This window comes from Flavobacterium beibuense, from assembly GCF_004151245.1.
In the GTDB taxonomy this organism is placed as follows: Bacteria; Bacteroidota; Bacteroidia; order Flavobacteriales; family Flavobacteriaceae; genus Flavobacterium; species Flavobacterium beibuense_A.
The window spans coordinates 23444-36257 of sequence record NZ_JUIW01000002.1; the positions used below are offsets into that span (position 1 = coordinate 23444).

9 protein-coding genes are annotated in these 12814 nt (G+C 37.6%); 3 read left to right on the forward strand and 6 right to left on the reverse strand.

Annotation, left to right across the window (positions count from 1 at the left end):
- Positions 1-11: 11 nt before the first annotated feature.
- Together NU09_RS02245 and NU09_RS02250 are read left to right on the forward strand one after the other, a co-directional pair.
- On the forward strand, positions 12-3245 hold the full coding sequence (locus tag NU09_RS02245; RefSeq protein WP_129749632.1) for an efflux RND transporter permease subunit: 3234 nt from the start codon (positions 12-14) through the stop codon (positions 3243-3245).
- Position 3246: 1 nt separating this feature from the next.
- Positions 3247-4335: an efflux RND transporter periplasmic adaptor subunit gene (locus tag NU09_RS02250; protein WP_129749633.1), complete on the forward strand. Its 1089-nt coding sequence runs from the start codon at positions 3247-3249 to the stop codon at positions 4333-4335.
- Between the two features lie 63 nt (positions 4336-4398).
- On the opposite strand, the gene NU09_RS02255 is transcribed toward NU09_RS02250, so the two are convergent.
- The 6 genes from NU09_RS02255 to NU09_RS02280 form a co-directional block, all read right to left on the reverse strand.
- Positions 4399-5658, reverse strand: a complete 1260-nt coding sequence (locus tag NU09_RS02255; protein WP_129749634.1) for a DUF2254 domain-containing protein — start codon at positions 5656-5658, stop codon at positions 4399-4401.
- 324 nt (positions 5659-5982) lie between these two features.
- Positions 5983-8157, reverse strand: coding sequence for a catalase (locus NU09_RS02260; protein WP_129749635.1), 2175 nt, complete (start codon positions 8155-8157; stop codon positions 5983-5985).
- Positions 8158-8180: 23 nt separating this feature from the next.
- A complete protein-coding gene (locus NU09_RS02265; RefSeq protein ID WP_129749636.1) occupies positions 8181-8681 on the reverse strand; it encodes an ankyrin repeat domain-containing protein in 501 nt (166 codons plus the stop codon).
- A 213-nt stretch (positions 8682-8894) separates the two neighbouring features.
- On the reverse strand, positions 8895-10556 hold the full coding sequence (locus NU09_RS02270) for a T9SS type A sorting domain-containing protein (protein ID WP_129749637.1): 1662 nt from the start codon (positions 10554-10556) through the stop codon (positions 8895-8897).
- Positions 10557-10598: 42 nt separating this feature from the next.
- Positions 10599-11072 carry a hypothetical protein gene (locus NU09_RS02275; protein ID WP_129749638.1) on the reverse strand — a complete coding sequence of 158 codons (474 nt, stop codon included), beginning with the start codon at positions 11070-11072 and terminating at the stop codon, positions 10599-10601.
- Between the two features lie 107 nt (positions 11073-11179).
- A complete protein-coding gene (locus NU09_RS02280; RefSeq protein WP_129749639.1) occupies positions 11180-12208 on the reverse strand; it encodes a hypothetical protein in 1029 nt (342 codons plus the stop codon).
- Between the two features lie 83 nt (positions 12209-12291).
- Between NU09_RS02280 and NU09_RS02285 the strand changes: the two genes are divergently transcribed.
- A complete protein-coding gene (locus NU09_RS02285) occupies positions 12292-12807 on the forward strand; it encodes an RNA polymerase sigma factor (RefSeq protein ID WP_129749640.1) in 516 nt (171 codons plus the stop codon).
- The last annotated feature ends 7 nt before the right edge of the window (positions 12808-12814 follow it).

A 12814-nucleotide genomic window follows, 5' to 3' on the forward strand; every position in this document is an offset into this window, starting at 1 on the left:
AGCATCAGATAATGAATTTAATCCGATTTGCACTTCGCAAACCCATATCCATACTCGTACTCGTTGCCGGATTGTTCTTTTTCGGTATTGGGGCAGTGAGGACGGTTAAGGTGGATATCCTGCCAAAAATGAATATGCCGGTACTTTACCTGGCACACCCGTTTGCAGGTTATACACCAGACCAGATGGAATCTTACTTTGCAAAAAACTATATAAACATAATGTTGTTTGCCAATGGCGTAAAATCCATTGAGACCAAAAACCTTCAGGGGCTTACATTAATGAAAGTAAGCTATTATGAAGATACTAATATGGCACAGGCTGCGGCCGAATTGAGTGCATTGGCAAACAGGATACAGGCTATTTTCCCTCCGGGATCTCAACCGCCGTTTGTTATCCGTTTCGACTCGTCTACACTTCCTATAGGGCAGTTGGTTTTGAGTAGTAAGGAACGTAGCAATAATGAACTTCAGGATTTGGCAAACGTATATGTACGTTCGTCGTTTACCTCCATTCCGGGACTATTATCTCCGGCACCCTTTGGAGGTAGCCCAAGAACTATAGAAATCAATGTTGATCCGGCACAGCTTCGAGCTCACAACCTAACGCCCGACCAGATTGTGGAAGCCATAAGGCTTAACAACCAAACGGCGCCTCCGGGTAATGTAAGGGTAGGCGATATAAATTATCTGACCCCAACCAACAATACTATAAAAGAAATTAAGGATTTTGAAAAAATACCTTTGTTTAAAGGTGCAGTTCAAAACCTGTATCTTGGAGATGTGGCTACCGTAAAAGACGGTGCCGATGTTACTACAGGTTATGCACTGGTAAACGGTAAAAGATCGGTTTACATAAATATTGCTAAAGCCGGTGATGCCTCTACATGGGAGGTGGTTAAAAATCTTAAAAAAGCTTTACCTAAAATACAAAGTACACTACCGGAAGATGTAAAGGTTAGTTATGAGTTTGACCAGTCGGTATATGTTATCAACTCCGTTAAGAGCCTTATTACAGAAGGGGTTATAGGTGCAGTACTTACCGGATTGATGGTTATACTCTTCCTTGGTGACAGGCGTGGGGCACTTATTGTAATTTTAACCATACCAATATCGGTTATATCGGGTGTATTCTTCCTGAAATTGTTTGGGCAAACCATTAATCTTATGTCCCTTAGCGGACTGGCACTTGCCATAGGTATTCTGGTAGATGAGAGTACCGTAACCATAGAGAATATTCACCAGCATCTCGATATGGGTAAACCAAAAGCCCTTGCTATTTGGGATGCGTGTAAAGAAATAGCCCTGCCAAAGTTATTGATATTACTTTGTATACTATCGGTATTTGCTCCTGCATTTACCATGATGGGTATACCGGGAGCTTTATTCTTACCATTGGCACTTGCAATTGGGTTCTCCATGATTACTTCGTTCCTTTTATCACAAACCTTTGTTCCTGTTATGGCAAACTGGTTAATGAAAGAGGGAGGACATGCAAAACATGACCATGCACATTCGCATAATGAGAAGGAAGCGGCTGCCGAAAAACAGGCTTACTCTGAACGTGAAGATTATGATAATAACGGAAAAATAAGCCGTTTTGAAAAGTTCAGGATGGGCTTTATGAGGCTTATTGACAGGCTTATGCCTAAAAGAAAAGTTATCGGAATCGGCTATCTGGTAGGGGTAACGGCTGTAGCAATTATGGTATTAGGCCTGATAGGACAGGATGTTTTTCCTAAAGTAAACTCAACACAGTTCCAGTTAAGGCTTCGCGCTCCGGATGGTACCCGTTTAGAACGTACCGAAGAAAAAGCCGTTACGGTATTACATGAGGTTGAAAATATGGTAGGAGAGGAGCATATAGGTATCTCATCTATGTATGTGGGTACACACCCTTCCTTATTCTCGGTAAACCCTATCTATCTTTTTATGGCGGGGCCACACGAGGCGGTACTACAGGTATCACTTAAAGATTATCATGCCGATATGGATGACTTTAAGGATGAACTAAGGGCAAGAATTAAAAAAGCGGTACCCGATATGAAAGTCTCTTTTGAGCCTATAGAACTTACCGATAAGGTATTGAGTCAGGGATCGCCTACGCCAATAGAAATAAGACTCGCAGGTAAAGACAAAAAACGCAATGAAGAGTATGCTGAAAAGATAATGACAAAAATGCGTGATGTGGACTATTTCAGGGATGTACAGATAGCACAGTCGATACACTATCCGGCACTGGATATTAATATAGACAGAGTTAAGGCGGCACAGCTTGGGGTAGATATGACCGATATTTCACGTTCTCTTATAGCCTCTACATCTTCATCACGTTATACCGAAAAGAATACCTGGATTGATGAAAAAGCAGGGCTTGCATACAGTGTGCAGGTACAGGTTCCGTTAGATAAGATGAACACAAAGCAGGATATATCGGAAATTCCAGTGTTGCGAAATTCGGCAAGGCCGGTACTTAGTGATGTGGCTACCATTACCGAAAGTGAAACACATGGAGAGAACGATAACGTGGGGGCTATGCCTTACATCTCTATTACTGCCAATATAGACCATACCAATTTAGGTACGGCATCTAATGAAGTGAACAATATTATCGCTTCTCTGGGCGAATTGCCAAGAGGACTCTTTATAGAACCGATAGGACTTAGTAAAGTATTAAGTGAAACCATGGATAGCCTTAGGGTAGGATTATTGGTAGCCATTGTGGTTATCTTTCTTATGCTTTCGGCAAACTTCCAGTCATTTAAAGTTTCGCTTGTAATACTTACAACAGTACCTGCGGTAGTGCTGGGAGCATTATTACTGCTATTGGCAACAGGATCTACTCTTAATCTTCAATCATACATGGGTATAATTATGTCGGTAGGTGTGTCTATTGCCAATGCAGTACTCCTGGTAACTAATGCCGAACAGCTGCGTAAGGTAAGTGGTAATGCACTACAGGCAGCAAGAGAGGCAGCATCCATACGTTTAAGGCCTATTATTATGACCAGTGTGGCTATGATAGCCGGTATGTTACCAATGGCCATAGGACACGGAGAAAGTGGTGAGCAGGTTTCACCATTGGGCAGGGCCGTAATTGGCGGACTAATGTTCTCTACATTTACGGTATTAGTAATCCTTCCGTTGATATTTGCCTGGGCACAAGGTAAAGCAAGTACTCAATCGGTATCATTAGATCCGGAGGATGAAGAAAGTAAGTTTTATGTATCACCATCAGAAAGATAATATGAAAAGATATTCAGTAAAAAACATCATACTATTAACGGGTTTGCTATTATTGATGGCAGGCTGCGGAAAAACAGATAAGGAAGCAACTACTGAAGCCAAAGCTCCGGTTTTAGAAACATTCAGCCTACAGAAGGAAATACTTTCTTCCAGTGTTTCCATTCCGGCAGAGCTAACGGGTTTCCAGTATGTAGACCTTTATGCTAAAGTAAGCAGTTATGTAAAAGAGCTTAAAGTAGATATAGGCAGCAAAGTGAAAAAAGGACAGCTTCTTATATTGCTGGAGGCACCTGAGATAAGCTCGCAACTTGCAGCAGCAGAATCACAACTACACAGTCAGGAAGCAGTATATACGGCAAGTAATAGTACTTATAATCGTTTTTTAGAGACCAGCAAAGTAGAAGGTACTATTTCTAAAAATGACCTTGAAGTAGCTCTGTCACGTAAAAACTCTGACTATGCCAAACTTCAGGCAGCAAAAGCGGCATATAAAGAAGTACAGATAATACAAAGCTATTTACAAATAAGAGCTCCTTTTGATGGTGTGGTGACCGCTCGTAACATTAATACGGGCGCCTATGTAGGTCCGGCCGGTAAAGGATCGGAACTACCATTACTAACTGTTCAGGATGATAAAAAACTACGTCTTTCGGTATCTGTCCCTGAGACTTATGCAGCCTACCTTAAGCACGGCGATAGTATAAGCTTTACAGTCAGGTCGCTGCCTAATCAAACCTTTAAGGCAAAGATTGCAAGAATGTCAGGAGCGCTTGATGCAAGGTTACGTTCTGAAAAGGTAGAGATGGACATTGAGAACAATACATTATTAATGCCGGGTATGGTTGCTGAGGTTACATTACCATTAAAATCTACAAACAGTACGTTTGTGGTTTCTAAGTCTGCTGTGGTAACCTATAGCGAAGGTACTTTTGTGGTAAAGTCGGTTAACGGAAAAGCACATAGAGTTGCTGTAAAAAAGGGTAGGACAGAAGGTGATAAAGTTGAGATTTACAGTGATAGCCTTAGTACAGATGATAAACTGGTTAAACTGGCCAGTGAAGAAATAAGAGAAGGAACAGCCTTAAATTAATTAGGCATCTTGGTTAATTGTTTTGGAAAAAAGGGAGCTTAGGCTCCCTTTTTTATATAGTTTTTATTTCTGTTTAAGTATTAATGGGTAATTTAAAGTAGATTCTTCCGCAATTTTTTCCTTTATTTTAAGTAGAAATTGATCAAAAAGGTTATGGTATACATTTTTTGTATCACTTTCTTTAAGCATCGTTATAACCTTATGCATTGCTTCCTGTATAAATTGATCATTCTGACCATACTTCCATATCGGTAGGATGCATTCCTGAAAAATTTCTTTAAAATCGGAAGAAGGGCAATATATACGGAGGGTGTTGTGATTATCTTTATATATTTCAGGTTGCTTACAATACAAACGGTTTGCTAAAACATTTGTTAGGGAATTGAGACTCAAAACAGCTGTTGCAGGGTCATTTATGCCGGGACTCAATGCTTTAATAGCTATCTCTGTAAGTTGTAAACAGCCATAGTCTGCGTTTTGCTCTATAGGTTGTCCGTTATATAAATCAACAGCGTTTATCACCTTACTGATCGTTTCCTTAGTCATGGGGTTTTTGGTGAAGACCTCTAATAATATAGTATCCCTTAACACAAAAGTACTCCGTTTATAGCGGAAGTGTACTACCAGATCGTTCTCGGTAGCTGTTTTAAGAAGGCTGTCTTTGTTGAATCCCTGAAAATAACCCGAATCAGGAACAGTTATTGGAATACCTTCGGAGTTTGGTCTATTATATTCTGCTTCTTCTGTTTCAAATGTCTCGTATATAGTGGTAAGTGTTTTTTTTTCTACTCTATCAATAACTGTCTCATATTTTACAGTTTTTGTGACATAGTCTAAAAAGTAAATAAACATGAAAATAGCTATTACTGTAAGAATAATAAGTAGATATATACTTAGTGATGGAATGGAAGTGTTGTTGCTTGTGTCGCGTATGGTGCTTAAAAGGGAGAGTGCATATACAATGGTGCCGATGTAACATCCAAGAACAATTTGCTGAAAACGGTTTTGAATCATACTGGTTAATACCCTATTACTCATTTGCGATGCGGCCTGATTAAGTACTATCATAACCATAGAAAAGCTAAATACTGTAAGGGAAAGAAGTGCAGCAGCTATTGTTGAAATTATTGACCGTGCCGTACTGGCATCTTTTAAGCGTAACCAATCTGTATTTGTCTTTAGGTTTGTACCTATGGAAGAGAAATCGATTTCAAGCATTATAATTGACAGTATTAAAAAACACAGAGCAATTACGCCAGGTAAAAAAGCAATACTACCAACTATCCTTTTATAGAGGATACGAAATTGATTTTTGATCTTCATAAGCTTAAAAAATCTGTTTAATTCCTAAAATTATTTAGACAGAATACTACAAGTTACAATAAATCCTATAAGAATACTACCTTTAATTTGTATTTAAGGATTAAATTAACTACAAAGGAATAACCGACAACGAACACAGATAACTTAACTTTTGAATTATATAGTACCTAATGTGACCAAATAAAGATAAGTGGCTAAAAATGAAAAACCAGCTAATTGCTTTTGTATAACAATTTAACTGGTTTTTTTGTGTTGCCTTGTGATATTTTGTTCCTGCTATTTATTGTGAGGAAGAAATTCTGTTTTCCGGCTTTAGCGTTAATTTTATTCGGTTATGTGTGCCTCACGTTCCCAGACACGGTGTTGCCCTAAAAGAGTTATAAACTCATCTGTAAATTGTTTTGATGTATTGTTATTGATTAGTACTCCGGGTATATCATTACTTTTCATATCCCGTTTTGTATTGATAGCGGTCTTTTTAATAAGGCTTTCCAAATCGCTATCAAAACCTATAACCTTACAGTGCCTGTAGGCATTATTTATAAACTCTATTATATTGTTATTTTCTGCTAATGCAGTATTGTTTTTTGAAGAGGGAACATATACAGCATCAAACAACACCGAAGAGGAAGAGAAGAAAGCAAAATCGGCCTTAATTTCTTTTCCGGTATCTGTTTTGACATTCCCGGCATTAGGCGCCACTATTTTTGCCGAGGCACCTTTTGATTCCAGTGCTTTTTTTAGTGCTGTAAGCGATTTCTCGTTTACACCATCTCCGCATAAAAAGGCTACCTGTCTGGTCTCAATTGTGTTGGTAACAGTAGGATTTTTTATCATGCTTAGTGCATCACTGGGTTCATAACTTTTATCCAGAGGTTTCGGCTCATGCTTTTTTTGGTCGGCATCCGCACCAACACCTTTATTCATTGGTTTTTCAGGGTTAGCAGGAACAGTTAGTCCTAATCCGTCTGCTACTTTTTTTGCCAAAGTCTTATCAACCTGGCTTAATAACCCAACCATACGTTCGCGTACGGCAACCGTTTCTACTTTGCTCAGCTCAAAACGCAGGGCATTGATGATATGGTTTTGCTCCACTGGTGTCTGGCTATTAAAGAAAAGTGCAGCCTGACTAAAATGATCGGAAAAACTTTCACTTCTTTCACGCACTTTATGTGCCTCAATACGCTCATAATAACTTACAAACCCTCCTTCTGATTCTTTAGCCTGTATAGGGTAGTTATCATTTAAGGAATTAGGACTATAATGAGTTTTGCCAACATTTATTTCCTGACGCATATGTCCGTCACGCTGATTATTATGCATAGGTGCAATGGGGCGGTTTATAGGTAATTCATGAAAGTTAGGACTACCTAGTCTTGACAACTGTGTGTCGGTATACGAAAAGAGTCTGCCCTGTAATAAGGGATCATTTGTAAAATCAATTCCGGGTACCACATGGCCGGGGTGAAAAGCGACCTGTTCGGTTTCGGCGAAGAAGTTATCAGGATTTCGGTTAAGTACCATCCTGCCTATAGGTGTTACGGGTACCATTTCTTCAGGAATAATCTTTGTGGGATCAAGCAGGTCAAAATTAAATTTATACTCATCCTCTTCCGGTACTAGTTGTACACCAAATTCCCACTCAGGGAAATTACCCATTTCTATATTTTCATATAGGTCGCGTCTGTGAAAATCAGGGTCATTACCTGATATTTTAAGGGCTTCATCCCAAACTACCGCGTGGGTGCCCAACTTTGGTTTCAGATGAAATTTTACAAAAGTGGATTTTCCTTCTTTGTTTATAAATCGGAATGTATGTATACCAAAGCCTTCCATCATTCTTAAGCTGCGGGGTATGGCACGATCGCTCATAGCCCACATAATCATGTGCATGGATTCTGGCATCAGTGATATAAAGTCCCAAAAGGTATCATGGGCAGATTGTGCCTGCGGTATCTCATTATGAGGTTCAGGTTTTACAGCATGAATAAGATCGGGGAATTTCATAGCATCCTGAATAAAGAATACAGGCATATTGTTACCTACCATATCAAAATTACCTTCCTGAGTGTAGAATTTAATTGCAAAACCCCGAACATCACGGGCAAGATCGGTTGAGCCCCTAAAACCCGCTACAGTAGAAAAGCGCACAAAAACAGGAGTCTTTTCAGTCGTATTAAGAAAGGCAGCTTTAGTATATTCGCTTACATTTCCGTAAGCCTCAAAGTAGCCATGAGCCCCTGAACCGCGAGCATGTACAATACGTTCTGGTATGCGTTCATGATCGAAATGAGTGATTTTTTCACGCATTATAAAATCTTCTAGCAGGGAAGGCCCTCTTTCTCCTGCCTTAACGGTATTATGATCATTATTTATCTTAACACCCTGATCAGTAGTAATAAACTGTCCTTCGCTATATTCTCTGTTGCGTTCAAGATCTTGTGATTTGGCATCCTTTTCAGGGTTAGTTTTTGAATTTTTAGTATTATCTTTTTTCATAGTTGGTTATTTATTTCTTTAGTTTATTTTAAAATTTCGGATTGTTTGGCAATGGCCAATAATTTTTCTGCCACACTGTGATTACCTTGCTGCAGGGCCAAATCAAGAGCGGTAAGTCCACGTATATCCTTAAGAGTATAGTCTGCTCCCTGTTCTAAGAGTAAATCTGCTATAATGTTACGGCCAAACATAACGGCAAACATTAAAGCTGTTCCACCATTACCGTGTTGTGCATCCAGGTTAGCTCCATTAGCTATTAGTATTTTAGCTACTTCTAAATACCCTTTAAAGCAGGCTCCCATTAATGCTGTATTTCCTCCATCATCGGTTGTGTCAGGGTCAGCACCATCTTTCAGGAGAAGGGCTACAGCTTCAGGTTGGTTATTATAAGCGGCAATAATGAGTGGTGTGAAACCACGGTCATCCCTGGTGTTCAAATTCACATTATGAGTAAAAATTTCCTGTAGTACAGGAAGATTTCCCTTTCTGGCAGCTGCAAAAAGCGCTTGGGTAACAGTATTCATAGTATCATATTTTTTAGTACAGCAAATTACAAAATGCTGATACAGAGTATCCTTAATACTATCTTTAAGTTATGCTAAATGTTTCCCAATGATAGGTGAAGCTTTTTGAGAAAAAACTAAAAAACTTAGTAAAAGCAGCTGAAAATAAAAAACCAGTTAAATTGTTCTTTATAACAATTTAACTGGTTTTGTTTGTATGGTCTTGTTTAAGAGCTACTGTTTCTTTATTATTTTATAGCTTGTTGTTAAACCTTCACTTTCTATTTTTATAAAATACATTGCAGGTGATAAGTTACTGATGTCAATAATGGTGCTATTGCTATCTGGTTTAATATATTTAACAATACGTCCATTAATATCTACAAGCGATATACTATCAATATAATTGCTTCCTGATACATTTATATAATAATCTGACGGGTTAGGGTAAACAGCAAATTTTAGCTGTACTGTTTCGGGGATTTCCAGTGAGGCATCTCCAAACTTAAGTATTACAAAGTCATCATTATAATTAGTTCCATAGCTTGAGTTTCCTAATACATATAGGTTACCCGGGGAGTCAGTAAGTAATTTGATCCCCATATCTCCTGTAGTGGAATAATCACCATAATTGAAATTATACAAACTAAGAAGCTCACCATTGTCAGAATATTTAAGTGTAACCATATCATAGCCAGCTCCCATTGGAGTATTATCTCTACTCACTCCTGTTATATAAATATTACTGTCATTATCAACAATCATGTCTTCCTGATGATTGGCCGACCCCATATCGTTACGGTTATAATTTGCCTGCCATAATAAAGTTCCGTTATTGGCAGAGAGGCATTGAAGTACAATTCCGTTTTCATTAGAAGTTGCAAAAGCAATACGATTATTAGGTAGTATTTTTATTGGCTGATCCCAATTATATCCTGAGCTTGATCCCTGGTATTGATAAGTCCAGGCAACATTACCTTCATGAGTTAGTTTTTGTATATAAACCCTACGCTGATTTATACCTAAAACTCTTAACTGTGAGGAAATATAAGAGTTTCCTTCCGAATCAATATCAACATTAATACCGTGGTCAACATTATTTGAAGTCCCGTTTAACCTATGTTCCCATACTAATATACCTTCTGCATCATACTTTACAATATTGGCATCGTAATCGGAATAGATACCTCCTTCCATCATGTAGCCACGACTGCGGCCTATAGCCCATACTTCTCCGTTATCAGCCACTTTAATTTGCCTGAAAACATCATCACTGTTATACTGACTGTTAAAAACCAACTTAGATATTAATTCACCACTGTTACCATTTATTTTTACAATAAGTCCGTCTAAGTTTGCAGATGGCTCAACATCGGTTGATATACCTGTAAAATACAGAATTCCGTTTTTATAAATAGCTGAGCGATGATTTATTTCTTCAATCGGGCCATTTTGTTGCTCTGTATAGTATTGAGACCATAATTGGGTTCCATCCGGAGAGAATTTAGCTACAACAATTCTGTTATTGGTCATTTCTGTGTATTTATAACTTTCATTATAAACCACAAAAACGTTTCCGTCCTCATCACCTACAACACTTCTTGCAAACAGTTGCCAGTCTGTTGTTACCGGATATAATATGTTTCGCCATACTTCTTCTCCTGTATTATCAGTTTTAACAAACATAACGGCATTAGGATGGCTACTACCTGCTACCTGCCCAATATTTCCTAAAGTATAACTATCTCCTAATGGGTTTACCCAAAAGTCTATGGCATAATCACCGTTTGTTTCATCAGCCATATAATTCCAGGCGGGCTCCATTGTATTTTGTGCTGTAAGTTTTACATGTATTAAAAATATTGCTAAAAAAAGCAGTTTTAGAGCGTTTTTCATTGATTCTTTTTGATTGATTTTTAATAACTGTTCGTTTGATGATTAATTTTTTTCGAAAGTAAGGTAGTCAGTCCCACCATTACCGCCACTTACATCTATAAGCTGAATTTTATTTGCAGAATAAGAAATAATATCCCAGTCGTCTGTTAACTCAGCAAAATTTGCAGGTGAAGAGAAACTGATATTAAAATCAAGATCATTGCTGTCGTCATGGTGCCCGCTGTCATCATCGCTACCTGAATGGTCGTTGGTAACCGACCAGGATCCTGTATAAGTGTTGGTTCCATTAGTGGCCGTTATAACATTATTTGCACTAAAAGTAAAAGTGTAACCATTAAAATGAGCGGTTTCATCGGTATCGTCAAAGTAATAGGTTACTACCCATTCTCCGGAAGTAGCTGTATTAATAACCGGTTGAGGATTTGCTGAAACTGTTGACGGACTATCGTCTGATGTACAGGAATTTAACGATAATAAAAATCCTGCCGTTAGTAAATAAAATGATAACTTTTTCATGATAAAAAATATTTAGTTAATAATAATTTGATTTAAATTAGGCATGAAAGCCCCCTGTACAATACTTTACTGTATTGCATAGTGTTTTTGTAATATGTCTTTTTAGATTAGTTCTTCGTAAAGTGCAGTTTTCTTATATCATCTCCGCCACCGCTTATATGTTCCATTTTCACGACATTTTGGGTGACTTCGGTTATTGTCCAGTCTTCCTGTAACTCTTCAAGATTAGAGCTGCTGAAGACAAATATTACTTTTAATTCTGAATCGTCGTTAAAGCTAACCCATGTCCCGCCGATAGGAGAGGATTCACCAGTAACGGACACTGTTCCGCCACCATCAAAAACAAAATCATATATTTCATAATCATCTGTTTGATCTGTATCCCTAAAGAAATAAGATACATACCAGCTTCCCTGTGTTATAATATCATTAAAATCAGGGTCTGGATCGACAACTGTATTACAGTCTGAGATGAAATTATTAATGGTAGTATCAAGTTCCTGATTATTAGTAAGGGTAACAGTAGCGTTGTTAGGAGTTGTAAATAATAAAGGATAATTAAAGGTTACGGCATCATAGTTATCTAACTCCTTTAATAGTTCAAATAAACCCTTTTTGCTTGCTATGCTGAATGTTTCGCCCAAAAGATTTTGACTGTCATAAGTTTTTATTCCTAAAGGATAATTAAACTGCATACACGCCAATTCCTGAGAAGAAACACAACCTGCAATAGCTGTGTTTAATTCCTGAATATTAGCAAAGGTTTGTACCGAATAATCATAATAAGTAACTGTAATTGGAAAACTAAAGCTTACAATATCACTGTCACTATCATCTTCATCAATAATGTTTTTAACTGTTTGATAATCGCTTTCATCCTGAAGCGTTAAAGTTTGATTATTTACTGTTATGGTGTAAGGGAAATTTACAGCAAAGCAGTTAGTATTATCTATAATATTATCTACAGATGTTTCATATTGTGTTATTCGTGATAATTTATTTCTTAAGGTCAAATTAGTTACAAGATTGTCTTCGGGAGGAGTTGAAACGGTCAACTCTTCCTTCTCGCAACTAAAGCTTATTAAACTTAATATCACAACAATCAATAAATTCTTCATGTTTTTGAGTGTTTTCATAGATAAGACAAAATTTTTTAACTTCACCCTACCATCAATGACAAATTTTATTAATTTCACCCCAAAATTAATTTTATTTTTTTATGAAAGAGCCTGAAAAACAAGGTATTTGCGATAAAATTTTTTTTACAGGTTTTTTCAAAACCCATGCCCGATCCTTAAGAAACTTTTTATATTATAAGTTTGGAGACGAAGATTTGGCTGATGATATTACTCAGGAGGCCTTTATAAAACTATGGCAAAACTGCGCAGATGTCCGTCATCCAAAATCATTTATTTACACGGTAGCAAAGAACAGTGCGCTAAATCATACGGCAAATAAGAAAGTGATAATGACTTATACTAAAAATAACCCTGCTAAAGAAACAGATTATCAGTCACCGGACTATATAATGGAGGAGGAAGAATTCAGGAAAAAATTTGAAAAGGCACTTTCTGAACTTACTGAAGCACAACGAACAGCACTACTGTTACACAGGGTAGAAGGTAAAAAATACAGAGAGATAGCTGAGATGCTTGAAATTAGTGTTAAGGCTGTAGAAAAAAGAATACACGGTGCCTTAGTGTCACTAAGTGAAAAAATAGAAAATTTCAGGTAGGGTTTTT